18 protein-coding genes and 1 pseudogene are annotated in these 24,890 nt (G+C 69.8%); 7 read left to right on the plus strand and 12 right to left on the minus strand.

Translation table 11 applies throughout. From position 1 onward, the window contains the following. Positions 1 to 411 precede the first annotated feature (411 nt). From HCC61_RS04385 to HCC61_RS04410, 5 genes and pseudogenes are all read left to right on the plus strand, one after another. Positions 412 to 1,074, plus strand: coding sequence for a hypothetical protein (locus HCC61_RS04385; RefSeq protein WP_169133948.1), 663 nt, complete (start codon positions 412 to 414; stop codon positions 1,072 to 1,074). 170 nt (positions 1,075 to 1,244) lie between these two features. Next, positions 1,245 to 3,572, plus strand: a complete 2,328-nt coding sequence (locus tag HCC61_RS04390) for a molybdopterin cofactor-binding domain-containing protein (protein ID WP_169133949.1) — start codon at positions 1,245 to 1,247, stop codon at positions 3,570 to 3,572. Positions 3,573 to 3,582: 10 nt separating this feature from the next. Continuing rightward, entirely contained in the window at positions 3,583 to 4,041 is a 459-nt protein-coding gene (locus HCC61_RS04395) for a (2Fe-2S)-binding protein (RefSeq protein ID WP_169133950.1), read from the plus strand. A gap of 707 nt (positions 4,042 to 4,748) precedes the next feature. After that, positions 4,749 to 5,018 (plus strand): annotated as a pseudogene (locus tag HCC61_RS04405) (hypothetical protein); the annotation flags it as partial. A gap of 901 nt (positions 5,019 to 5,919) precedes the next feature. Next, a complete protein-coding gene (locus tag HCC61_RS04410; protein ID WP_169133951.1) occupies positions 5,920 to 7,008 on the plus strand; it encodes a class I SAM-dependent methyltransferase in 1,089 nt (362 codons plus the stop codon). 259 nt (positions 7,009 to 7,267) lie between these two features. Here the strand turns inward: HCC61_RS04410 and HCC61_RS04415 are convergent, their stop codons facing one another. Together HCC61_RS04415 and HCC61_RS04420 are read right to left on the minus strand one after the other, a co-directional pair. After that, the gene (locus HCC61_RS04415) at positions 7,268 to 8,452 is read right to left on the minus strand and encodes a slipin family protein (RefSeq protein WP_169133952.1); all 1,185 of its coding nucleotides are present in this window, start codon (positions 8,450 to 8,452) and stop codon (positions 7,268 to 7,270) included. Positions 8,453 to 8,751: 299 nt separating this feature from the next. Then, positions 8,752 to 11,256, minus strand: a complete 2,505-nt coding sequence (locus HCC61_RS04420; RefSeq protein WP_206322111.1) for an isoamylase — start codon at positions 11,254 to 11,256, stop codon at positions 8,752 to 8,754. 424 nt (positions 11,257 to 11,680) lie between these two features. Here HCC61_RS04420 and HCC61_RS04425 point away from each other — a divergent pair, with 424 nt between their 5' ends. Beyond that, entirely contained in the window at positions 11,681 to 12,526 is an 846-nt protein-coding gene (locus HCC61_RS04425) for an endonuclease (RefSeq protein ID WP_346777070.1), read from the plus strand. Positions 12,527 to 12,637: 111 nt separating this feature from the next. Here HCC61_RS04425 and HCC61_RS04430 read toward each other — a convergent pair whose 3' ends face one another. The 4 genes from HCC61_RS04430 to HCC61_RS04445 form a co-directional block, all read right to left on the minus strand. Then, on the minus strand, positions 12,638 to 13,186 hold the full coding sequence (locus HCC61_RS04430) for an NlpC/P60 family protein (protein WP_240968486.1): 549 nt from the start codon (positions 13,184 to 13,186) through the stop codon (positions 12,638 to 12,640). Positions 13,187 to 13,516: 330 nt separating this feature from the next. Beyond that, the gene (locus HCC61_RS04435; protein ID WP_169133955.1) at positions 13,517 to 13,858 is read right to left on the minus strand and encodes a hypothetical protein; all 342 of its coding nucleotides are present in this window, start codon (positions 13,856 to 13,858) and stop codon (positions 13,517 to 13,519) included. Between the two features lie 282 nt (positions 13,859 to 14,140). Then, positions 14,141 to 14,560 (minus strand): STAS domain-containing protein, encoded by a 420-nt coding sequence (locus HCC61_RS04440; protein ID WP_169133956.1) that lies wholly within the window; start codon positions 14,558 to 14,560, stop codon positions 14,141 to 14,143. Positions 14,561 to 14,641: 81 nt separating this feature from the next. Further along, positions 14,642 to 15,193, minus strand: coding sequence for an ATP-binding protein (locus HCC61_RS04445; protein ID WP_169133957.1), 552 nt, complete (start codon positions 15,191 to 15,193; stop codon positions 14,642 to 14,644). Positions 15,194 to 15,340: 147 nt separating this feature from the next. Between HCC61_RS04445 and HCC61_RS04450 the strand changes: the two genes are divergently transcribed. Continuing rightward, the gene (locus HCC61_RS04450) at positions 15,341 to 16,234 is read left to right on the plus strand and encodes an RNA polymerase sigma factor SigF (RefSeq protein WP_169133958.1); all 894 of its coding nucleotides are present in this window, start codon (positions 15,341 to 15,343) and stop codon (positions 16,232 to 16,234) included. 236 nt (positions 16,235 to 16,470) lie between these two features. On the opposite strand, the gene HCC61_RS04455 is transcribed toward HCC61_RS04450, so the two are convergent. From HCC61_RS04455 to HCC61_RS04480, 6 genes are all read right to left on the minus strand, one after another. Continuing rightward, on the minus strand, positions 16,471 to 17,922 hold the full coding sequence (locus tag HCC61_RS04455) for a 3-hydroxybutyrate oligomer hydrolase family protein (protein WP_169133959.1): 1,452 nt from the start codon (positions 17,920 to 17,922) through the stop codon (positions 16,471 to 16,473). Positions 17,923 to 18,174: 252 nt separating this feature from the next. Continuing rightward, positions 18,175 to 19,233 carry an ABC transporter substrate-binding protein gene (locus tag HCC61_RS04460; protein WP_346777022.1) on the minus strand — a complete coding sequence of 353 codons (1,059 nt, stop codon included), beginning with the start codon at positions 19,231 to 19,233 and terminating at the stop codon, positions 18,175 to 18,177. Continuing rightward, positions 19,230 to 20,249 carry an ABC transporter permease gene (locus tag HCC61_RS04465; protein WP_169133960.1) on the minus strand — a complete coding sequence of 340 codons (1,020 nt, stop codon included), beginning with the start codon at positions 20,247 to 20,249 and terminating at the stop codon, positions 19,230 to 19,232. The genes HCC61_RS04460 and HCC61_RS04465 overlap by 4 nt, the downstream gene beginning before the upstream one ends. Next, entirely contained in the window at positions 20,246 to 21,979 is a 1,734-nt protein-coding gene (locus HCC61_RS04470; RefSeq protein WP_169133961.1) for a sugar ABC transporter ATP-binding protein, read from the minus strand. The genes HCC61_RS04465 and HCC61_RS04470 overlap by 4 nt, the downstream gene beginning before the upstream one ends. A gap of 332 nt (positions 21,980 to 22,311) precedes the next feature. Then, positions 22,312 to 23,160, minus strand: a complete 849-nt coding sequence (locus HCC61_RS04475; protein ID WP_169133962.1) for a SigB/SigF/SigG family RNA polymerase sigma factor — start codon at positions 23,158 to 23,160, stop codon at positions 22,312 to 22,314. A 403-nt stretch (positions 23,161 to 23,563) separates the two neighbouring features. Beyond that, positions 23,564 to 24,697 (minus strand): ferritin-like domain-containing protein, encoded by a 1,134-nt coding sequence (locus HCC61_RS04480; protein ID WP_169133963.1) that lies wholly within the window; start codon positions 24,695 to 24,697, stop codon positions 23,564 to 23,566. Positions 24,698 to 24,890 lie beyond the last annotated feature (193 nt).

The following is a 24,890-nucleotide window of genomic DNA, read 5'->3' on the forward strand; positions in this document are numbered from 1 at the left end:
CCTCGCCCAGGATCACAGAACGGTGACAGCGGAGGCATGAGCAATAAGTACCTAGACCCGGCCCCCACGGCAGGGCCCCGCAAGCGCGGACCGGCTGAGCCTCACCCGCCAGACAGCCCCGCCCGGGCCGCGTGCAAGGCGGTAACCACTGCCCCGGGAGCTCCGGCCGCCACGCACCCTCGGCGCCCCGCGCTCCAAGCCCCCGCCCATCTCCGCGCCGCATGTGATTCCGGGTTTCCAATGCCCAGCGCGCGTTCTCGACCCCGAGCCGACTTCCCGCGGTGCGCCGGATGTGCGCCTCCGGCATCACGGCCGGCAGCGGTCCCTTCTCTCTCCGGACGGATACTCCCATATACCCCTAGTGGGTATATTGGCCATTCGCCGACGGTCTGCCGGAAGGGGTGACTACGGATGCTTCTCATCGAGGTCTGGGTTCCGAGAGGTGCGCTGAGTGAAGCGGAACGCCAAAGCCTGGGGCGACGACTGGTCGACACGCTGATGGTTGAGGACGACAGCCATGCCATCGAGGTCATCGACGCTCAGCGCATGATCACGCAGGTGCTCGTGCATGAGCCCGCCACTTGGGTTCTGGGCCAGCGAACCTCTGCGGACCCCGCGGACCCGCCGCGTTACCTGGTGCGGGTCAGTGCGCCCGCGTCCTGGCGCAAGGAGATCAGCAGAAGCGTCGTCGAGCTCGTTACCGGTGTCCTGGGCGAGATCGAACGCGCCGCCGGTCGCGATCCCGAGCGTGTACGGCGCGAACCTCACGCGGTGGTCCTGGTGGATGGGATCTCTGAGGGCGGCATCGGAATCCGCGGAGAGGTCATGGGCAGCATGGATCTCATGGAGTTCGTCTCCCGGCCGTACCGGGACGGCAGCGACAGCGGTCCGACGGCGGGAACGGCACAGGGCAAGCTGATCGACCCCGTCTGCGGCATGGGTGTGGAGATCGACGCCTCCACTCCCACTCTGGTGCACGAGGGCGCGTTGTACGGCTTCTGCCACGGCCTGTGCCGCCGGGCCTTCGCTGAAGAGCACGGGGTCTCGCTCAGCAAGCACCCGCCCAGCAAGTAGGCCGTGTCACGAACACGTACTTACGCACAATCCTCACGGGGCGCACATTGCCCGGCAGGCCAGGGCCCGGAAGTGTGTTCGCCAGCCGGATCGCGGGCTGGCGGTGCCGTCTTGGCCGCAGCCCGCCCGTACCGCTGTCCGGCAGCCGTCCCGTTGCGAAGGAGCCGACCATGGCCGGAGCGGACGAGGAGCCCGGCGGCGCCGGGCAGGCCGTGCGGACCGCGCGGGCCCGTGAGCCCGTACAGGCCCGGGAGCCCGTGCAGGTCCGCGAGCCCGGCCCGTCCGGGCCCGCCCGCCGCACGTTCCTCACCTACCTCGTGGCGGCGCCCACGCTCGCCGTTGCCACCGGCATCGGCTCGGAGGCCGCCGCGCCCGCCGAGGCCCGTGCTTCAGTTCCCTCGCCCCCGGCGCCCGCCGACGTGCTCGACCTCGGTGACGTGCTGATCCTCGCCGGGAAGCCCACGGCGGACATGCTGGTGCTGACGGTCGACGAGGAGGGCACGGCGCACTTCCGGCTGCCGCGCGAGGAGGTCGGCCAGGGCCTCACGACGGCCGTGGCGATGCTCGTCGCGGAGGAGTTGGACACGCCCCTGGAGAAGGTACGGGTCCGACTCGACGACGCACGCCCGGAGTTGCTCTGGAACCAGCTCACCGGCAGCTCCAACTCGATCAGGTCGCTGTACGGTCCCGTACGGCAGACCGCGGCGGCCGCCCGCGCCCGCATGGTCGCCACCGCCGCGCGCAAGTGGGACATGAAGCCGGACGAACTCTCCGTCCACGAGGGCGTGGTGGCCGGGCCCGGCGGCAGGCGCGCTTCCTACGCGTCTCTCGCCAGGGCCGCGGCGGCCGCACGGACCGAGGAGCTGAGCGGCGAACAGGCCCGCACGAAGCGCGAGTCGGAGCACTCGCTGGTCGGCAGCCCCACCTCCCGCGTCGACGCGCGGGCGATGGTCACCGGGCAGCAGCACTACACCCTCGATCTGGACGTACCCGGCGCGAAGCCCGCCATGGTGCGCCGGCCCCCGACGCTCAACGGCACCGTGAAGAAGGTGCACAACGAGGCCGCCGTACGCGGCATGCCCGGCGTGCTGGACGTGGTCGTCGTCGAGACGGGCGTGGCCGTGGTCGCGGAGACCTTCGGGCAGGCGCTCGACGGCAAGGACGCCCTCGACGTCAGCTGGGGCGGGGGCAGCGTCGACGGCCTGTCCGACGACGGCATACGAAAGAAGCTGCGCGCCGCGGCCCCGCCTCTCGCGGTGCCTCCGGTGCTGACGGACCACGTCGACGCGGAGTTCGACTTCGCGTTCGTCTCGCACGCGCCGCTGGAGTCCAACTCGGCCGTCGCGGACGTACGGGAGGACGGGGCGACCATCTGGTCCGGGCTGAAGTCGCCGATCGTGGCGCTTCAGACCATCGCCGCCGAACTGGGGCTGCCGGAGGAGAAGGTGACCGTCCATGTCGTCCAGGGCGGCGGTTCGTTCGGGCGGCGCCTCTTCTTCGACGCGGCATTGGAGGCGGCACGCATCTCGAAGAAGAGCGGGCGGCCGGTGCGGCTGATGTGGTCGCGCATCGACGACATGCGCCACGGCCGGATGCGGCCCGCCACGCACCACAAGATCCGCGCCACGCACTCGCTGGGCAACGTGATCAGCTTCGAGCACCGGGTCGCCGCCGTCGAGACCGACTTCCGGCACGGCCTGGGCGAGATCCTCTCCGCGAACGCCGCGAAGCTGCCCGTCGCGGGTAACGCGACGCTCGCCCAGTCGCTCTTCCTGACCACGGTGAAGTCCCCGTACGACTTCGGCGTCACGACGCAGCTCCTCAACGAGGTGCCGCTCAGGATGCCGACGGCGTCCTGGCGCTCGGTCTACTCGGCGAACACCCGGGGCGCCGAGGAGATCATCGTCGACGAGCTGGCCCGGAAGATGAAGAAGGACCCCGTCGCCTTCCGCCGGGAGTTCCTCAAGTCGGCACGTCAGCGGGCCGTGCTGGAGAAGGCCGCGGAGAGCGGCGAGTGGGGCAGGGAGCTGCCGGAGGGCTTCGCGCAGGGCGTCGGCTTCCACGAGGAGTACAAGTCCTGCACGGCGTGCCTCGTCGAGATCGACGCCCGCGACCCGAAGGACCCCAGGGTGACCAAGGCGGTGATCGCCGTCGACGTCGGCCGGCCCGTCAATCCGCGCGGCCTGGAGGCGCAGATGCTCGGCGGGCTCACCGACGCGATCTCCACGACGCTGCGCGCGGGCCTGCACATCGACGACGGGCTGCCGCTGGAGGGCAGCTACTCGCAGTTCCACTACGCGCGGCAGGCCGACAGTCCCCGTGACGTACGCGTGCACGTGATGCCCGCCGAGGACGGCGCGGAGCCCGGCGGCGCCGGCGAGCTGGGCGTACCGGCCGCGGTCGGCGCGATCGCCAACGCCTACGCGCGTGCGACCGGCACCCGGCCGCGCTCCTTCCCCGTGAACTTCGACGTCGACTTCGACCCGTTCCCCCGTTGAGGAGCCCGAGTTGCCTTCCCACACCTTCTCCGTCAACGGCGAGTCCGTCACGGTCGACGCCCCCGACGACATGCCCCTGCTGTGGGTGCTCCGCGACCTGCTCGGCGTACGGGGCCCGAAGTACGGATGCGGCATCGACGTCTGCAAGGCCTGTACGAGCCATCTCGACGGGCAGGCGGTGAACCCGTGCGTCGTGCCCGTCTCCGACGCCGAGGGCAGGGACGTGACGACGATCGAGGGCCTGGCGGACGGCGACCGGCTGCATCCGGTGCAGGAGGCGTGGCTGGCGCAGGACGTCGCCCAGTGCGGCTACTGCCAGCCCGGGCAGATCATGGCGGCCGTGGCGCTGCTGCGCAGGACCGAGAACCCCTCGGACGAGGACATCGACGCGATCGCGAACGTGTGCCGCTGCGGGACGTACTTCCGCATACGTGAGGCGATCAAGAAGGCGGCGTCGATGATGCGGTGACGCGTGCCCGCGATGCGGCGAAGCCTCCCTCGGGACGGGACCGCTTCCCCGGGCCCGCCCCCTCGGACCCGCTCCCTGGGGATGGAACCGCCGCGGACCGGGCACTAACCGGTGTGGAGCGTGCGTGCAGCGCATGCGTGCGGGCTGAACCCGTGGTGTGCGAGTGCGGTGACGTGAGTAACGCCGTCGGCGTGCCGCGGCGCAGAGGGAATGCGGGCACGGGATTCCGGAGCTTCTCGCCCGGGTTCGCCGGGGTCGCCGGGTTCCATCCGGATCGGCCGGATCTCCGGCCGGACTCACCCCGCACTCCGCCTGGATTCCGTCCGCCCGCGGCCGCCCATCACCGTTCTTCTCCTGGACGAGACTCCTGACAGCGACGAGACGCTGATTGCGCGTCGGATAGGACCGATCCCGTGGACGACACCCAGCCCATGCCCCGGCAGCCGTACAACCAGGGCCCGAGCGGGCCCCCTCCGGGCCCGGCGCCCGTATACAGGCAGGGCGGCCCGCCTGGAGACCCCGGTTACGGACCCGGCCCGGGCTACGGCCCCGGCCCGGGCCCCGGTGGTCCCGGCCGCGGTCCCGGTCCCGGCGGCCCCGGCTATCAGGGCGGCGGCCCGCCCCCGCCCCCCGACTACGGGTACAACAGCCCGCCGCCGCCTCCTCCTCCGCGCCGCGAGCGGCGTCCGCGCGGAGACGGCGAGGGGACCCAGCGCGCGGCGCTCGTCATCCACACGATCGCGGACATCGCGGCCGTGATCCTGGGCCTGTGGATCATGCTGTACCTGCTGGAGGCGAACCAGGCGAACCCCTTCGTCGAGTTCGTGAAGGGCACCGCCGACTGGCTCGCCGCATGGGCGCAGGACATCTTCACGATGGAGAGCGAGGGCCTGCGGGTCTTCTTCAACTACGGGCTCCCCGCACTGATCTACCTGCTCGTGGGGCACGGCATCTCGGCGCGCGTACGCAGGCTCTGAGCACACCGGCGGCGGCCGGACCCGCCCCTGTTCCGGGTGTCCGCACGGACACCGGAGCGGGGGCGCTGCTGTGCGCGGGGCCGGGCACGCGCGCCCGGCCCCGCCCGACCCCGGCAAGGGTCACGGCCCCGGCCCGTGCGCCTTTCCGCAGGCGTTCCGTAGGCGTTCCGTGCGCCTTCCGTACGCGCCATTACGCAGCCCTTACGCCGCCCGTAGGCACACGATGAGGGTCGTACCCGGCAGCGGCGGAGAAGGACTCCCGTAGCGGGCGCGACGATCAATCGCCGGTAATACGGCACCCAATTCCCGGCAATGGAGGCCGCTTTACCGGTGCGGTCGCGGAATCTGTTACCGACTCATGACAGTCGCCCTCCGTCACATTACCGCCTCGTAGAACAGTTGCGTGTCCGTCTTGTTTCGCAGCGAAGTCCGCACTGGTCATGGCGCGGCTTTTCAACTCCGTTGGCGTGTGCACACATTGACGGCTGATGAAGAGAAGCACTTCGGTTGAAGACCGGACAGCAGTGAAATCATCGCCGGAAGAGGCCTGGAGGGGCGCGGGATTCGGCTGTGCATTCACGAGGAGACCGGTCACGGAAAGCCCTGCTGGGGCCGGGAAAAGACACGCAACGTCACCACCGGCTACAGGTGCTGCGCGAACTCCATGGGTGCTGCACACGCGGAAGCGGAGCGAAGCATTCAGCCCGCCAGGAGCGCGCCAAATCATCATCAATCGCCCGCACTAACGGACATAACGCCCCATACGACTCGGGGAGTTCGCCTCGTCGATCAGATGTGGTCCCCGCGCGGCCAATCACGGCACAAAAAAGTCACAGAGCTATTTGAAGAAAACCGATCCCGAGTGACACTGTGATCCGAAAGCCGTTCGAGAGGTACCCACATGGTGTCAGTCAAACGAGCCGTCGCCCGTGCCGTTTACGGTTCGCGTTACGACAGCGTTCCGTGGGAACAGCGCGTCTACGTCAGGCCGGGCGAGCGTACGTTCCGGGAGCTTCAGTACCGCAGGCTCCTGCGCAGTTCCCCGGTCATATCCCTCGATGAATACCGTTCACGCGTCAAGCTCGGCGCGATCGAGGAGTTCATCTCCTGCCATATGTGCGGCGAGACAAGGCAGCAGCCGCTTTACGAGCCGACCAAGGTGAAGAAGAACGGCAAGACCGCGTGGTCGTACCACGTCGTCCGCTGCCCCTCCTGCGGATTCCTGTACCGCAATCCCAACGTCCTGCCCGAGCGCCTCGGCGATCTGTACTCCAAGAACTACAGCAGCTTCCTGACCGGCAACTACGCCGCCAACAGGCAGCGCCGCTACCGCCAGGCCATGGACGCCTTCAAGCCCGTCTTCGAAGAGGGCGACAAGCGCAGGCTGCTGGACTTCGGCTGCGGCGCCGGTCTCTTCCTGGAGCTGGCGGAGGAGCGCGGCTTCGACGCACAGGGCGTGGATCTCTCGCCGGACTCCGTCAAGGAGGCCAACGAGCGCCTGACGTCGGCCACCGCGCACTTCGGCGCCCCCGAGGACGTACCGGAGATCGCGGCCGGCGGCTTCGACGTCGTCACCCTGTGGTCGGTGCTGGCCCATCTGCCGCGCCCGGTCGACGACTTCACCACGTTCCGCAATCTGCTCGCGCCCGGCGGCGTGCTGATGATCCTCACCGTCAACGCCGAGTCGATGCTGCTGAAGTCGTACGGCTCGAAGTGGAACGGGTTCACCCGGAACCACCTGATGTTCTACTCGAAGCAGACCATGCCGAGGCTGCTGCGCCAGGCGGGCTTCGCGGGTGTGGCCTTCGAGCCGTTCTTCGGCGACACAATCGACGCCGGCACGACGAAGCTCAGCGACGCGCACGTCGAGCGTCTGCGGCACTCCGTCAAGGTCAGCGACGGCGGGAACATGCTGAGGGCGCTCGCCTTCGCCGACGAAGAGGCGATCGACCGCTGGGGCGACGGGCGTCCGGTGCACCGCCTGACCTGACCCGGCGCGGTGCCCGGCCGTTTCGTTACGGCCGACGTCCCGGTACGGCCGCCGCCGCGGCGCACCGCCGTACCGTTGCGCGGTTCCGCGGGTGCGGAGGGCTCAGCGCGGAGGACGGAGACACGCACACTGTCCCCGTCCTCCGCGGTCCTTCGCACCGGCCGACCGTGCGAGCCTTACGAGCCGAGCCGAGCCGAGCCGTACGGACGGCACGCATGCCCGCACCTCCGCGGGCCCCGGCCCCTCCGGCCACCGGCCGCTAGCGCCGCCGCCTGCGGCGGCTTCTCGGCACGTCCTCCTCGCCCGGGGCGGAGTCCTCCGCCTCCTCAGCCGCCTGCTCCCCGTCCGTCCCGGAAAGCTCCTCGGCCACGCCCTCCTCGGGCACGGGCTCCTCGGATACGGCCTCTTCGGGTACGGCCTCCTCCTGCACGTCGTCCGGGGAGATCGCCCCTGGCGCCGGCCCCTCCGGCACGACCGCCTCCGGCGGAAGCGGAGCGTCCGGCGGGAGAGCGCCGACGCCCTCCGGCAGCGGCTTCTGCCGCTCCCCCTTGCCGATCTCAGCCGCCTTCCCGGCCTTCCCGGTCTTCTCCGACTTCGCGGCCTTCTCCGTCTTCCCGGCCTTCAGTGCCTTCGCCTTGCCCGTCTTGGCCTTGCCGCCGCCGTCTCCGCCCCGACCGCCGTCCGTGACCGTGCCCTCACGCGGCCCCTCCAGGAAGCGCAGCAGCTCCACGGGGAAGGGCAGCACGAGGGTGGAGTTCTTCTCCGTCGCCACGGACGCGACCGTCTGGAGCAGCCGCAGCTGCAACGCGGACGGTGTCTCCGACATCTGCTCGGCGGCCTGCGCGAGCTTCTTCGACGCCTCCAGCTCCGCGTCCGCGTTGATGACGCGGGCGCGCCTGTCCCGCTGCGCCTCCGCCTGCCGCGCCATCGAGCGCTTCATCGTCTCGGGCAGCGACACGTCCTTGATCTCGACCCGGTCCACCGTGACGCCCCACTCCACCGCGGGGCTGTCGATCATCAACTCCAGGCCCTGATTGAGCTTCTCGCGGTCGGAGAGCAGATCGTCGAGCTCGCTCTTCCCGATGATCGACCTGAGCGAGGTCTGTGCCATCTGCGAGACGGCGAAGCGGTAGTCCTCGACGCGGATGATCGCGTCGGCGGGCTGTACGACCTTGAAGTAGACGACGGCGTCCACCCGGACGGTCACGTTGTCCCGGGTGATGCCCTCCTGGGCCGGCACCGGCAGCGTGATGATCTGCATGTTGACCTTCTGGAGCCGGTCGATGCCGGGCACGATCATCGTGAACCCCGGCTCCTTCAGCCCCGACTGCAACCGCCCCAGCCGGAAGACCAGGCCCCGTTCGTACTGCCTGACCACACGTGCCGCCGTCATCGCATACAGAGCCAGCGCGATGACGAGCCCAACGATCACCTCGACGACCATCACGGCCTCCTGCACTGCCGTACAAGCCCGGCATTCAGGGAGAGAACCACTTTCAAAGGTAGCTCCGCCGAGACCTCCGGTCGAGACATACGCCACCACCTCCCGACCCACCGCCCCGACGCCCCGCCAACGGACCCGCGCCGACCGACGGTGATCCCGTGCTGACGTTCCGCGGTCGCAGAAGCAGACACGCAGAGCCCTCGGGACCGGCACGGGCAGCGCTGGACGACAGCGGCTGCCCGTGCTCCGCCCCGCGGTGCGCCCGCACGGGCCCCGCACCGCCGGGCGGAGCCGTTCGGTCAACGGCCCGTCGTTCCTTGCCGCTTGGCGATCAGAACCGCCGTCGAGCGGGCGCCCAGCTCGTACGAGTCGCCCTTGCCGCCCGCCCGTGGCTCCGTGCCCGGTTCGGCGACCTGGTCCGGGCCCTCCGAGCCGGCGGCCGTGTCCGTGACCAGGTGCCACTCCTTGCCCTCGCCGGGCGAGGGCAGCGTGAAGTCCACGGGGTCCGACGACCCGTTGTAGGCCACATAGAGCGCGTCCGCCGGGTCGCCGAGCTCCGTGCCGTCGAGGCGCCAGCCGAGCGCGTGGTTGGACGTGCCGTTCCAGTACGTCTCGTCGGGCGCCTCGCCGGCCGGCGTGAACCAGTCGAGCTGTCCCATGCCGTTGCCGTTGCCGTCACCGCTCTTGTAGAAGTCCGCGGGCCGCAGCGCCGGGTGGGCCTTGCGGAATTCGAGCAGCCGGTGGGTGTACGTACGGAACGTGCGCTGGTCGGCGCCGGGTTCGTGGTCGAGCCAGTTCGCCTCGTTGTCGAGGTTGTAGGGGTTGTTGTTGCAGCGGGTGCCGCGCAGGACCTCGTCGCCGCCCGTCATCATCGGCGTGCCCGCCGAGAGCATCAGGAAGGCGAACCCGTTGCGGGCCGCCTGCCGTTGGGCCGTGGCCGAACCGCCCTGGTCCCAGGAGATGTTGTCGTCGGAGCCGCCGTCGGAGGGCCCGTACGGCCAGGACCGGCCGTTGTCCTTCTCGTTGCACGCGTACAGGTCCCGCAGCGTGAACCCGTCGTGCGCGACCATGAAGTTGACCGAGTTGAAGGGCCGCCTGCCGTCGTCTCCGTACAGGTCGGAGGAGCCCGCGAAGCGCGTGGCGAGCTGCTTCGGCGTCACCTCCTCGACTCCCAGCTTGTTCTGGCCGGTCCGCAGGGTGTCGCGGTACTTGCCGTTCCATTCCGACCAGCCCGCCGGGAACTCGCCGATCTGGTAGGTGCCTTCGCCGAGCGCCCAGGGCTCCGCGATCCAGTCGGTTCCCTCGCCGCCGCCGGGGCCGCGCGCCGGCATCTCCTCCGTGATGCGGTGCAGCGCGGTCTTCGGGTCGGTGGCGCTGTACTTGAAGCAGCCGTGCTGGCAGGTGTTGCCGAGCAGGGGCGCGAGGTCGTGGCGGAAGCCGTCGACGCCGAGGGTGTCCTTCCAGTACGCGAGCGAGTCGATGACGAGGTCCTGCGCGACGGGGTTGCGGGTGTTGTAGTTGCCGCCGACTCCCGTGTTGTCCATCGGCTCCTGGCGGTCGTCGGTCAGCGAGTAGTACGCCGGGTTGTCGAGGCCGCGGTAGGAGTGGATGGCGTAGGTGTCCTTGTCCCCTTCCTTCCAGGGACCGCCCTCGCCGGTGTGGTTGTAGACGACGTCGGCGATGACCTTGATCCCCGCGTCGTGGTACGCCCTGACCATCGCGCGGAACTCCCTTGTGGGGCCGCCGGGTGAGCGGTCCGCTGCGTAACGGCGGTCGGGCGCGAAGAAGTCGTCGGTGACGTATCCCCAGTAGTTGTCGTCGGCGCTGCTGCCCGGATCCGCGTCGTTGGCGTCGTTCTGCGACTCCTGCATGGGCAGGAACTCCACTGCTGTGACTCCGAGTTCGGCCAGCTCCCCCGCCTTGGCCGCAGCGCCCGCGTACGTTCCGCGCTCGTCCGCGGGCACCGCCGGGTCGTTCTTCGTCAGGCCCCGCAGATGCACCTCGTAGACGATGTCGTCCTTGAGCGCGCGCTTCGGCTTCTCACCCGTGCCTCCCCCGTCGCCGGGCGCCGTCTCGGGCAGCACGATGCCCTTCGGGGCCTGACGGCCGCTGTCCTCGGTGCGGTGTGCGGGTCCCGAACCGTAGACGCCCTCGTCGGTCATGCCCTCGCGCAGCGGATCGTGGCTGACTTCGCGGGCGTACGGATCGAGCAGCAGCTTGTTCGGATTGAAGCGGTTGCCGTGCGAGTCCACGTCGGAGACGAAGCCCGCCCCCGAGCCTTTCGTCCAGGCCTTGTCGTAGGGCCAGTTGGGGCCCCAGGCGCGGTAGCCGTAGTAGACGGTGCCGTCGATGCCGTACTTCTCGCGGAGTTCGGCGGCGGACACGGTCGCCGTCCAGGTGCCGCCGGACTCGGGGTCCTTCTTCAGCAGCAGGGTGCCCTTGTCGTCGGCGTCCGCGGGCTTGTCGTAGAGCGCGACGAGCATCCGTGTCGCGGACGAGGAGCGGACCCGGAAGGTGATGTGCTCCCCGCCGTCGTCGTAGTGGGCGCCGAGCGAGGCGGACGCGCGGCCCGCCTTCCCGCCCGCGGCCCCGGCCTTCCCGCCCACCGCGGGGCTCTTCTGGCCCGCGGCGGGGGCCTTCTCGCCCGCGACCCCGCCCATCTCGCTGGCGGCGAGGGCGCGTTGGCCGCCGGCAGGCGGTGGCCCGGAGACTCCGGTGAGCAGGGCGAGGCCGAGCACGAGTACGAGGACGGGCACGAGGGTGCCGGCCGCTCCCGGCCGGCGCGGTGGGATGCGCGTACGCACGAAGGCTCCTTCACATCGCTTCGGAAGGGCCGCACGCGCCGGCAGCCGGACGTCCCGTCGGCAGGCCGTCGCAGGTCGCATGACCCCGACTGCCTTGTGTCCACGGGAACTTGAAGGGAACGTAACGGCGCCCCGCACATCTGGCAAGCCTTGCCGCAGCATTCAGGAAGGACTTGCAGCCGTCGGACCCCCAACAGCGGCTGCCCGTCGAGATGTTGGAGGCGTGAGACGCACATCGCCCTGGGTGACGACACGCTCTCCTTCACTGCTTCTTCACAGGAACGTTTCATATTTGCCCGCATCGGTGTTCGAAGCAATGGAAGGCTTCGCAGCGGCCGATCACCCTTCGGCCGGTGCCGTGCTGCGACCCCCACATTGCGCTCACGGCGCCACACCTCGGGGAGAGGACGCCAACGTGGACTTCATACGTTCCGCAGCGCGCCGCAGAACGCTCGGCGCACTCGCCGGCACCGCGCTCATAGCCGCCGTCATCCAGATACCCGCCTCCGCGGGCACGGCCACCGCACCGGACAAGCACTCCGCGCGTTCCGGCGCACCGTCCGCCTTCAGCGCCGCGGAGGACGACGACTACTACAAGGACGCCGACGGCAAGACCGGCGAAGAGCTGAAGAAGGCGCTGCACGGCATCATCAGCAAGAACGTCAAGACGCTCTCGTACGACGACGTCTGGGACGCGCTGAAGGAGACCGACAAGGACCCGGACAAGGCCGGCAACGTCATCCTCCTCTACAGCGGCAAGTCCGAATCCGCGGACAACAGCGGCGGCGGCGCCGACCAGTGGAACCGCGAGCACGTCTGGGCCAAGTCCCACGGCGACTTCGGCACCTCCCAGGGCCCCGGCACGGACGTACACCACCTGCGCCCGGCCAACGTCAAGGTCAACAGCATCCGCAACAACAAGGACTTCGACGAGGGCGGCGAGGAGGTCGAGGGCGCGCCGGGCAACCGCACCGACGAGGACTCCTTCGAGCCGCGCGACGAGGTCAAGGGCGATGTGGCCCGCATGATCCTCTACATGGACGTCCGCTACGAGGGCGACGACGAGTTCCCGGACCTGGAAGCCAACGACCAGGTGGACAACGGCTCCAAGCCCAACATCGGCAAGCTGTCGGTGCTGAAGAAGTGGAGCGAGGAGGACCCGCCGGACAAGTTCGAGAAGAACCGCAACCAGGTCATCTTCGACAAGTTCCAGCACAACAGGAACCCGTTCATCGACCACCCGGAGTGGGTCGCGGACATCTACAAGTAGGCCGCCGCCCGCCGACGGGGGCACCGCTCACCGAAGACGGCACTGTGCCCTCGTCCCGCCGCCGCGGGACGAGGGCACAGTCGCGGGGTCGCGCTGCCGCGGTGCCGGCCGTCAGTACTTCTTCGGCCGGTAGGCGTCGTACTCGTCGCTGCCGATGCCGTAGCTGCGCACGCTGTGGTCGGTGCCGTAACTGCCGCGCTGCTCATAGGCGTTGTACTTGCTGTGGGCGGAGTTGGCCCACGACTCGAAGATGACGACGTGACGGGTGGTGTTGCTGCCGTTCGCGTCGATGATCAGGTCGCCCTTCTGGAGCTGCGACACCTTGATCTTGCTGGTGAACTGCGAGGACGCCAAGCCCACGGTGTTCGTGCCCGGCTTGCCGTACTTGAGCGCCATGCTCACGTAGCCGGAGCAGTCCGTGCGGTAGCCCTGGAACGTCTTGCTCTGGCTGTACGGCACCTGGTGGCCGTCGACGGCGGTCAGCCAGGTCTTCGCACGCGCGATGACGGTGTCGCGGCTGATGGCGCCCTTCGTGCCGGCGTCCGCCTTCGCCGCGCTCGCCTTGGCACCGGCGTCCGCCGGGGCGTCGCCGGCCGTGGCCAGCGGGGCGAGGGAGCCGAGCACGGCAGCGCCCGCGACGATGGGAAGAACAATGCGCATCTTGCGGTTCATGTGTTTCCCCGTGGTTCTTCGGAATTCCCTTACGGGCTGTCAGCCGGGCGGTGGAGGACCGGATCCGGTCCGGGAGCGGCCCGTCCGGAAGAGGATCCGGTCCTCACGGCCTTCGTCCCCGCTTCTGATTCGGCGGTCCGTTGCCCGACGACGGGGACACTAGGAGCGGTGAAGTGAACGCGTCAAGATTTTCCGGGGCGGCGGTCCGCATGCATGACGAATGTCAGGATGCGAATTCGCGCACCACTGACCGCAGCCTTCCGAGTGGCTTTCCGAATGGCACGTCCCGAGCGCCAAGTGGCGCGATTCAAACCGGACTTACGGTCGTGACCTGGACTTGCGCGCCCAGCGCAGCAGCAGTCCGAGCAATGTGGCATTGATCAGAGCGACCGCCGCCAGCAAGATCACGAAAATGGGGAGCGTCACCGCGGAAGGCAGCAGGAATCCGAGTCCGCCCACGAGAAGCACGACGAGCAGACTCGTCGGAAGCGTCGCGAAAATAGGCCAGACACCCGCGAACGACGGGCCTTCGTCATTCGCGAAAAGCGCGTCGCCGACCGTCCAGATCAGCAGTGCGGCACACACCGCCAAATAGCCGCGCGACAGCCAGTTGTCCGTCGCCGCCGACAGAATTCGCCTCCAGGCGCTGCGGTCCCGCAATTCTCGCCCTTCTTCGATGACGGCCGGGCCCCACGGCGTTCGGGCCCGATGACGGTCCGGGCCCGACGGCAGCGGCGGCCCGGTGACGGTCGCGCGTGTCCGGCCGATCCTTCACCGTCGCGGCGGGCCCGCGCATGAGTACACGTACTCAGATCGGTGTGCTGGTACCCGGATCGGTGTGCACGCACTCGGATCCGGACCGGCGTGCACGCACTCGGATCGGCGGGGCCGGAGGTGACGCCGCGGGTCCACGTGCCCGCGACCCGTGCGCCCCCGCGGCGATCAGTCGCGCGCGGCCGCCGCCCGTACCGCTTCGTCGAGACCCGGGTGGAGGCTGAGCACTCCCGAGAGGCCCGTGACGTCGAACAGCCGCTCCACGAAAGGCTGGAGCGGCCCGCACAGATACAGCCGCGTGCGGGAGTGGGTGCGCAACAGCAGATTGAGCGCGGAGGAGTCCGCGAAGCTCACCCGCGAGAGGTCGACGACGAGGCGGCCGGGGCTGGCGGCGAGCGCCTCGTCGAGCACCGGGGCGATGTCCTGGACGGTCTCGAAGTCCAGTTCGCCGGCGAGGACCACGACCTCCACGCCCTGCTCGTTCCGGCGTGAGACCACGGGACGGCCGTCCTCCGCCGTCACTTCAGCCTGCTCGTCGTGCCGCCCCTGTGCCTGGGGCTCACCCGTCGCGTCGTCACCGGTCGTCACAGCGTCTTACCTTGTCACACGCCGCTCCGTACGCCGCTGAACCGACGCGACCGGCCGTGCCCCTCGGCGGGGGCGGCGCGGTCAGACGAAGGCGGCGCCGGGGCCTCCCGGGTGCAGCCACTGCGCCCGCATGGTCTTGCCGCGCGCAGAGGTCAGCACCTCCAGCGTGTCGGCGCACTGCTCCGCGATGCACAGGCCCCATCCGCCGCTGCCGTCGAGCCGGCCGGGCCGCCACCGCGGCGGCAGCGGGACCGTGTCGGTGACCTCCACCCGCACACGGTCGTGTTCCGCCTGTACGCGCAGCTGCCACTGCCCGCGGGCGTGGCGCTGGGCGTTGGTGACGAGTTCGGACACCACCAGGAGCACGCCACCCATGTCCACCCATGAGCAGGCGGGCGCCAGATGCTCCTCGACCGCCTTACGCGCCTGTCCGATATCGGTGTACACCGAGTCCATCTGGAGAACGGCCTGTTCCCCGTCGCCTGTCGCCTTAGGGCTGGTACCCGCGGGCACAGGCATCACCTCCCGTCCTCTGCCGAGGACGCAGTCGATCCACTGCCGCCGCGCCTTACGGCGCCCGGCGTGGCAGGTCTTCCGGTCCCAGATCCGCTTGCCCAGCCACACACTGCTCATGCCAAACGGCACATCGGGCAGGCCGCAATAGATGACAAACCCGGCGATAGACGACAACTTTTCGCCCTCATAGGCTTGTTCGGAGTGGAGCGGGGTAAGCGGAACAGCCCGACGTCTTCACAACCGAAGGAAGGGCAGGTCCACGCGATGACATCCGCAACGCCGACCGTCACGACAGCGGAGGAAGCCGTCAGCGGCGAGCCGTCCGTACTCGAAGGGCGGGGAGCAGACGGGGCGTCGCAACAGCTGCCCGTGATCGAGGAGCCCGAGAAGCTCGCTCCCGAAGACGCACGCCAGCTCTCCAAGTCGCTCTTCGACCGGCTCGCGGTCCTGGAGGAGGGCACGCACGAGTACCAGTACGTGCGCAACACCCTCATCGAGATCAACCTGACGCTCGTGCGGTATTCCGCGCGCCGCTTCCGGCTGCGCGGCGACGACATGGAGGACATCGTCCAGGTCGGCACGATCGGCCTGATCAAGGCGATCGACCGCTTCGACCTCTCGCGCGAGGTGGAGTTCACCACCTTCGCGATCCCTTACGTCGTCGGTGAGATCAAGCGCTTCTTCCGCGACACCACTTGGGACGTGCGGGTGCCGCGGCGCCTCCAGGAGATGCGCATGGACCTGGCGCGCGCCAACGACAAGCTCACCTCGAAGCTGGGGCGTTCGCCGCGCGTCAGCGAGCTGGCCGAGCATCTCGGCGTGACCGAGGAGGAGATCGTCGAGGGCCAGGTCGCGGCCAACGGCTACAACTCCTCCTCGCTGGACGCCACCGTCAACGACGAGGAGGGCGAGGCCTCGCTGGCGGACGTGCTGGGAGAGTGCGACGAGGCCATGGAGCTGGTCGAGGACTTCCACGCCCTCAAGCCCCTGCTCGCCGAACTCTCCGAACGCGACCGGAAGATCATCGAGCTGCGCTTCGGCGAGGAGCTGACCCAGGCGCAGATCGGCGAGCGGCTCGGACTCTCCCAGATGCATGTCTCCAGGCTGCTCAGCCGCGCGCTGACCGGGCTGCGTACGGGCATGCTCACCGGCAACTGAGCGCGCCGCACGGCATCCTGCCGCGAGGGCCCGTGACGTACGGACGGGGCCCGTGACGTACGGACGCACCGGACGTCACGGGCCCCTCGCGTGTGCGGGTCCGGGTGCCCCGCCGCCGCCTCACCCGCGGGACCCGGACGGCGGCCCCGCCGCAGGCGGTCACCGTCCGGAGCGGTCCCGTCCCGCCGGACGCGGTCACCGTTCCCGAGCGGGTCCCGTCCCGCCCGTACCCGGCGTCAGCCGTCGAGGGGGCAGCTGCGCAACAGCTCGCTCTGCCGGGCCCCTTCGGGCCTGGACACGGTGTGGCTTCGCGGCGGCTTCCGGCCGTCGTCGAGCCAGCGCTCCAGCGCGGTGAAGGCCGAGCGGTGGCACGGCGTGAGGGGCCGCAGCCTGCCGGGGAAGGTGTCGACGAGCGAGTCGACGTGATTGCCGTCCTCGACGCGGTAGTAGCGGAAGAGCCCGCCCCGGCCCGCGTCGCGCACCATGCGGGCGTACACGTCGGAGTCCTCGCCGATGGGCAGCAGCGTGTCGAGCGTGCCGTGCAGCGTGATGAGGGGCTTGCCGATCCTGCCGGTCAGCCCGGTCTTCGCCACGGCACGGCGCACCTCGGCCGGGCGCTGCGCGTACTCGTAGTCCGCGTCGCACGGCGGGCCGTCCGGAACGCCCGGCGTGCAGAACGGAGTGCCCGCCTCGGTGGCGCCGTCGAAGCCGGGGTCCATCTCCTCGCGGTAGACGCGCTGGGTGAGGTCCCAGTAGTTCTTGTGGAAGTACGGCCACAGGAACTCCGAGCCGCGCGGGAAGCCCGCGCCGTGCATGGCCTTCCGCGCCTTCGCCGCCCCCGGGCCGCCCTTCTCGTACGCCGGGTAGTGGCGCAGCGCCGGCGGAAGGAAGGTGAGCAGGTTCGGCGGCTCGCCGCCCGCCCGCCACAGCGTGCCCTCCCAGTCGACGCCGCCGTCGTAGAGCTCCGGATGGTTCTCCAGCTGCCAGCGCACGAGATAGCCGCCGTTGGACATTCCGGTGACCAGGGTCCGTGCGGGCCGGCGCTTGTAGTGGCCGGCGACCGTCGCACGGGCGGCACGCGTGAGCTGGGTGAGGCGCCGGTTCCACTCGGCGACGGCGTCGCCGGGCGTGCGTCCGTCGCGGTGGAAGCCGGCGCCGGTGTTGCCCTTGTCGGTGGCGGCGAAGGCGTAGCCGCGCTTGACCGCCCAGTCGCCGATGGCGCGGTCGTTGGCGTACTGCTCGCGGTTGCCGGGTGTGCCGCCGACGACCAGTCCGCCGTTCCAGCGGGCGGGCAGGCGCAGCACGAACTGGGCGTCGTGCGCCCAGCCGTTGTCGGTGTTCGTGCTGGAGGTGTCCGGGAAGTAGCCGTCGATCTGGACGCCGGGCACCCCGCTCGGCGTGGGCAGCTTCGAAGGCGTCAGCCCGGCCCAGTCGGCGGGGTCGGTGTGTCCCGTACGGACGGTGCCCGCCGTCGTCAGCTCGTCGAGGCACGCCGCCTTCTGGCGGGCGGCGCCGGGCACGCGTGGCACGTGCGTACGGGCGCAGCCGCGGCCCGCGTCCTGCTGCTGAGCCGCGGCACCGCCGGGCGTGGGGTACGAGAGCAGTGCCGCGGTGACTGCGGCGACCGTCGCGAGGCGGTACGGGCGTGCGGCTGCGGTGCGCGGGGCTGCGCTGCTGGCCCGTTTCATCGGCGAGGCCTCCAGGAGGAAGGTGCTGCGTGCGCAAGGGCGTTGGCGTGGTGGTGCCGTGGTGCGGTGGGGCCGTGGCGTGATGGTGCGGTAGTGCGGTGAGTGCCCGAAGACTATGAGCACCCGCCGCACTCGACACACGTGACGGACCGCCACCTTCACCGGACGGCACATGGTGCGCAGCCACACTCACGCCCCGCCCCGCCCCGCCCCGCCGTCGGGCGGCGCAAGTCCCGGGCCGCGGGCCGCGGTTCAGTGGTAGAGCACCGAACGGATCCTCGGATCGTCGATGTTGCGCCGGTCGTACCAGTAGTAGCCGGTGTTGATGACCTCGGGCAGTTTCTTCCCCTTGATGGCGGCGACCGACGCCCTTACGACCTGGCGGCCGATGGCGACGGGGTTCTGGGTGATCGCGCCGGCCATGCGGCCCTCGTTGATCGCGTTGATCTGGCCCTGGCCCGAGTCGAATCCGACGGTGGCGATGTCCTTGCGACCGCTCTCCTTCACGCCCTGGATGACGCCCATCGCGGAACCCTCGTTGCTTCCGTATATCCCCTTGACGTCGGGGTTCGCGGCGATGATCGCCTTGGTGATGTCGGCGGACTTCGTCTGGTCGCCGCCGCCGTACTGCACGGGCAGCAGCTCGACTCCCGGTGCGTGTGCCTTCATCCACGAAGTGAAGCCGTCGCGGCGGTCGATGCCGGAGCCCGCGGTCTGGCTGTGCACGACCAGCGCCACCTTGCCCTTGCCGCCGACGGCCTTGGCCATGTGCTGTGCGGCCTCCGCCGCGGCGGCCTTGTTGTCGGTCGCGGCCGTGGTCACCGGGATGTCGCTGTCGACGCCCGAGTCGAAGGCGACGACCGGGGTGTCGCTGCGCTGCGCCTTCTTCAGATACGGCTCCAGGGCACGGGAGTCCAGGGCCGCGAGGCCGACCGCGTCCGGCTTCCTGCCGATGCTGTTGGCCAGCATGTTCACCTGTGCCTCGACATCGGCCTCGGTGGCGGGCCCCTCGAAGCTGATGGTGGCGTGCTGCTCGCGCGCCTCCTGCTCCGCACCCTTCTTGACCGCCTGCCAGAACTGCTGCTGGAAGCCCTTGGAGACGATCGCGACGTACGGCTTCCCGCCGCCCGCGCCCGTCTGCTCGCCACCGCACCCGCCGAGCGCGAGCGCGGCCGCCGCGGCCGTGACCGCGGCCAGGGCTCCCCGCGCCCGCTTGAACCGCCGGTACGCGGACCGCCGGTACGCGAACCCCTCGCGCTCGAACCGCCCGTGCTCGAACCGCCCCTGCACGAAGCGCCGTTGCCGCCTCACGCCCTGCTCCTGCGTGCGTTGTCGGCGTAGACGGCGGCGACGATGACGCAGCCGAGGATGACGTTCTGCCACTCCTGCGGCACGGAGGTGATCTGAAGTCCGTTGTTGAGCACGGAGATGATGAGCGCGCCGATGACCGTGCCGACGATCGAGCCCTTGCCGCCCGACAGCGACGTGCCGCCGATGACCACGGCGGCGATCGCCTGGAGTTCGTAGCCCATGCCCGTGGCGGGCTGCGCCGAGCCGAGGCGTGCGGAGATCAGTACCCCGGCGAGGCCGATGAAGAGCCCGGAGACGACATACACGATGATCTTCCACTTGCGTACGTCGATGCCGGAGAGCGCCGTCGCCTCCTCGTTGCTGCCGATGGAGTACGTGTAGCGGCCCAGCAGCGTCTTGTTGAGCACGACACCGCCGGCCACGGCCGCCACCGCGAAGATGAGCACCGCGTTCGGGAACTCCGCGCCCGGGACGATGCTGCCGGTGGAGATGTCCGCGTACCCCGACTCCTCGGAGAAGTAGATGGGCGCGCTGCCGGAGATGACCAGCGCCAGCCCCTGCGCCACGAGCATCATCGCCAGCGTCGCGATGAAGGGCGGGAGCTTCAGCACCGTGACGTTCAGCCCGTTGACGAGCCCGATCAGCGCGCCGAACAGCAGCGTGCCGAGCACGCCGAGCCATACGGGCAGCCCCGCCTCGATGATCAGCACGCCGCCCATGACGGCGCACAGCGCCATGCCCGTGCCGACGGACAGGTCGATGCCGCCGGTGACGATCACGAAGGTCGCGCCGAGCGCCAGCGTCCCGATGACCACCGTCGAGAACAGCATCGAGGTGATGTTGCTGTAGTTGAGGAAGTTGGGGCTGGCGACCGAGAAGAAGACGAAGACCGCGATCAGGCTTGCGAACGCGAGCAGTTGCTGGACCCTGCCCAGCACTCCGCCGCGCATCCCGCCGCCGGAGGGTGTGCCGCCGCCGGACTCCTGCTGCGGCGCGGCGACTGTCGGGGCTGTCATCGGACCATCTCCTGCCTGCCGTTGCCGTCTTCAGGTGCCGGGGGTTCCGGGGGCGCCCCGGACGCGGACCCGGGCGTACGGGAATCGTCCGCCGTCTCCCCGGGCGCGGGCGTGCGCAGCGTCGCGTAGTGCATGGCCTTCTCCTGTGTCGCCTCGTCCGCGGAGAGTTCACCGGTGACACGGCCCTCGCACATCACGAGGACGCGGTGCGACATCCGCAGCACCTCGGGCAGATCGGAGGAGATCACGATCAACGACTTGCCCTGCTGCGCCAGTTCGTCGACGAGCCGGTGGATCTCCTCCTTGGCGCCGACGTCGATGCCGCGGGTCGGCTCGTCGAAGACGAGGATGTCGCAGTCCTTCAGCAGCCACTTGGCGATGACGACCTTCTGCTGGTTGCCGCCGGAGAGGTGCTTGACCGTCTGGCCCGCGGAGGGAGTACGGATGCCGAGCCTGCCGATGAAGTCCTCGGCGGCGGCCCGCACCGCACGGGCGTCGACGAACCCGGCCGACTGGAAGCGCTGCTTGAGCGAGCCGATCCCGATGTTGGTGGCCACGTCCTGCTCCAGCAGCAGACCGAAGTTCTTGCGGTCCTCGGAGAGATAGCCGATGCCGTGCCGGGCGGCGTCCGCGGGGTTGCCGATCCGGACCGTACGGCCGTCGAGGGTGACGGTCCCGGCGGTGACCGGGTCGGCGCCGACGAGCGCGCGGGCCAGTTCGGTGCGTCCGGCGCCCATGAGCCCGGCAAGGCCGAGGATCTCGCCGCGCTTCAGCTCCAGCGAGACGTCCTTCAGCAGGTCCTTGGTGGAGAGGCCGTCGACGGTGAGGACCGTCTCGCGGTCGTCGCGCACGCCCTGCGGGCCCGTGCCGCCGTCGAGTTCACGTCCGACCATGAGCGATACGACCTCGCGCATGGGGGTGCCGGCTGCGGGCAGGGTGTCAACGTACTCGCCGTCGCGGATCACCGTGATGCGGTCGGCCAGGGACTTCAGCTCCTCCATGCGGTGGGAGATGTAGATGACCCCGGTGCCTGTGCCTGTGCCTGTGCCTGCGGCCGTACCGCCGCCGTTTCCGCCGCCGTTTCCGCCGCCGCCCTGGCCGTCGCCGTCCTTGCCGTCCTTGCCGTCCTTGCCGGTGAACCGCCGTATCAGCGCGTGCAGTACGCGCACCTCGGCGTCGTTCAGCGCCGCCGTCGGCTCGTCCATGATCAGCACCTTGGCGTCGTACGACAGCGCCTTGGCGATCTCGACCATCTGCTGCTGTGCGACGGTGAGCGTGCCCACCCGACGCCGCGGGTCGAGCGGCAGCTCCAGCCGCTCGATGAGCTCGCGGGCGCGGTCGTTGAGCGCACGCTCGTCGAGCAGCAGACGGCCGCGGGGCTCCCGGCCGATGAAGATGTTCTGCGCGACCGTGAGGTCGGGCATCAGGTTGAACTCCTGGTGGATGATGCTGACGCCGAGCCGCTGCGCGTGGCGCGGCCCCGTGATGCGCACCGGTTCGCCGTCGAGCACGAACTCCCCGGCGTCCGGCGTGTGGATGCCCGAAAGCAGCTTCATCAGGGTCGACTTGCCGGCGCCGTTCTCGCCGACGAGCGCGAGCACCTCGCCGTGGCGGAGATCGAGCCGCATGTCCCGCAGCGCCCGCACCCCGGGGAAGCTCTTGGCGACACCGCGCATCGAAAGCAGCGGCGGCGCACCGCTTCCGGCCACCTCGTCGTGACCGTTCTCCATCCCCAGCGCCTCCCGACCAGCTCTAGAAATCGATTTCAGCAGAGCTTAGGAAGCACCCCTGCGGCCGTCAATGGGCGTACCCGACCTCCATACAGTCTCCATACGGCACCCGGCGCAGGATGCTGAAATCGATTCCGGAGACACCGCGACTGAGGGCTCGGCGTACGGCGGACGAACGCGGCGGGAGACGGCCTCCGGGCAGACCGCACAAGGGAGTTCGCGGATCCGATCCCCGCCCGCAGACAGCGGAACGGCCCGCCCGCACCCTGGCGACTTGGATGCGAGCGGGCCCGGTGACCCCGGCGAGCCCCGACGACGCCCCGGAGGAGCGGTCAGACCGTCATCGGGGCCCGTTGGGAAGCCGGCTCGTGCGCGCGCGCCGCCACCTCGGCCTCGACCTCGCGGTGCAGGCGCTCGCACGTGCGGCTGATCAGCCGCGAGACGTGCATCTGGGAGATCCCGAGCTGCTCGGCGATGCTGCTCTGCGTCATGTCACAGAAGAACCGCAGGTAGAGGATGTACCGCTCGCGCTCCGGCAGATTGCGCAGCTGCGGCTTGACCGCCTCGCGGTAGGTCACGCGGTCGAAGCCGGGCTCGGTCGCGCCGAGGGTGTCGAGCAGCGAGTAGCCGTCCTCGTTCTTCGACAGCTCGGCGTCGAGCGACAGCGCGCTGTAGCTCTCCAGCGCCTCCATGCCGATGACGACGTCCTCCTGGCTCAGGCCGCTGTGCTCGGCGATCTGCGCGACGGTGGGCGAACGGTCGTCGAGGGTCACGCCCAGCTCACGGCTGCTCGCACGTACGCGGTTGCGCAGCTCCTGCACCCGGCGCGGCACGTGCAGATCCCACATGTAGTCGCGGAAGTGGCGCTTGATCTCTCCGACGATGGTCGGCACGGCGAAGCTCTCGAAGGCGCAACCGCGGGCCGGGTCGTAGCGCGCGACGGCCTTGACCAGGCCCAGCGCGGCAACCTGCTGTAGGTCCTCCAGGTTCTCGCCGCGATTGCGGAAGCGCTGGGCGAGGCGGTCGGCCATGGGCATCCAGGCCCGTACGACCTCCTGGCGCAGCTCCTCCTTCTCCGGCCCGTCGGGAAGCGACGTGATGCGCTCGAAGTGGGCCGCGGTGTCGGGTGCATCGTCATGCGGGTGGCGTGCGTGCTTCGCACGGAAACGGACTGCTGACATGACTTGCTGCCTCCCGGTGCGCGGTGGACTACGGGTAGCGCGGTCCCCACGGGAGCCGACACAGCGATCAAGCGCGGCGGCGCCGACCGCCCTCCCGCAGCTGTGCCTACTGACCGAAGCACATGGTGCTCAAAACACCCGAAGAGTAATTACATCCTCATTACTCCCGATCCCCTTCAAACTACGTCGCGCCGGAGTCTCGTGCCACACGTACGCCGTGTTTCGGCACAGCTCTTCCGGTGACGGCCCCTGGTGCCGCCCCGGCACACGAGGCTCCTCACGCCCAGCGGACACACGAGGGCCCCGGGTGCGCAGCAGCACACCCGGGGCCCTCCCGCGACGTCGGCGCCTCAGCAGCGCCTATGCGGCGTACCGCGCCCGGCGACTCAGCAGCGACTCAGCGTCAGCGCGCGGAACCGCCGGCCTCCGCTTCCTCCCGCTCGCCCTCGGCGATGGCGTCGGCGACCTCGGCGGTACGTTCGGCCTCCTCCGCGGCGAACCGTTCCGCGTCCAGCTTCTCGGCGATCTCCTCGTCCTGTGCCATCAGCAGGTCCAGGTTCTGGTTGCCCATCTCGAAGACGCCCATGTCGACGTACGCGCGCTGTAGCCGCTCGCCCCACAGCCCGATGTCGCGCACGCAGGGCACGATGCGGCTGAAGAGGAGCTGCCGGAAGAGCTTCAGGAACTCCGACTGCTCGCTGAAGGTCTCGGCCTCCTCGCGCGGTACGCCGAAGTTCTCCAGCACCTCCACGCCCTTGAGCCGGTCGCGCATCAGGTAGCAGCCCTCGATGACGAAGTCCTCGCGCTCGCGCAGCTCGGCCTCGGTGAGCTGCTTGTAGTAGTCGCGCAGCGCCATCCGCCCGAAGGCGACGTGACGGGCCTCGTCCTGCATGACGTAGGCGAGGATCTGCTTGGGCAGCGGCTTGTTGGTGGTGTCGCGGATCATGCCGAACGCGGCGAGCGCCAGGCCCTCGATGAGCACCTGCATGCCCAGGTACGGCATGTCCCAGCGGGAGTCGCGGAGGGTGTCGCCCAGCAGGGACTGGAGGTTGTCGTTGATCGGGTAGAGCATCCCGATCTTCTCGTGGAGGAAGCGCCCGTAGATCTCCGCGTGCCGGGCCTCGTCCATGGTCTGGGTCGCGGAGTAGAACTTCGCGTCCAGGTCGGGCACGGACTCCACGATGCGCGCCGCGCAGACCATGGCGCCCTGCTCGCCGTGCAGGAACTGGCTGAACTGCCACGAGGCGTAGTGCTGGCGCAGGTCGGCACGCTCGGCGGCGCTCATCTTGTCCCAGTACGACGTGCCGTACAGCGACATGGCCTCGTCGGGGGTGCCGAGCGGGTCCTTCGGGTCGACCTCCAGGTCCCAGTCGATGCGCAGCTGCCCGTCCCACTGCTTGTCCTTGCCCTTCTGGTAGAGGGCGAGGAGGCGGTCGCGGCCGTCGTCGTAGTCCCAGCTGAAACGGGCGTCCCCCGAGGCGGGAACCTCCCAGCCACCGGATCCCGGGCTGTTCGTATAGAGGTCGTGGGTGGACATGGACGCCTCCTGACTCCGGGGTCGCTGGGCCTTCCGCGGCTTCGACGGCGGCTTCAACAAGGGCCCTGCGGCAGACAGTTGGCAGGCTCACACGGCCGTTACCACCGGGTCAACAACAGTCGCGCAATGTATGTCGAGGGGATTGACTCCCTTACTGACAGGCAGTCTCATAAGACAGGACGGCCTGGGGCCT

Origin of the sequence: Streptomyces sp. HNM0575, assembly GCF_012726265.1 — a bacterium.
Classification (GTDB): domain Bacteria; phylum Actinomycetota; class Actinomycetes; order Streptomycetales; family Streptomycetaceae; genus Streptomyces.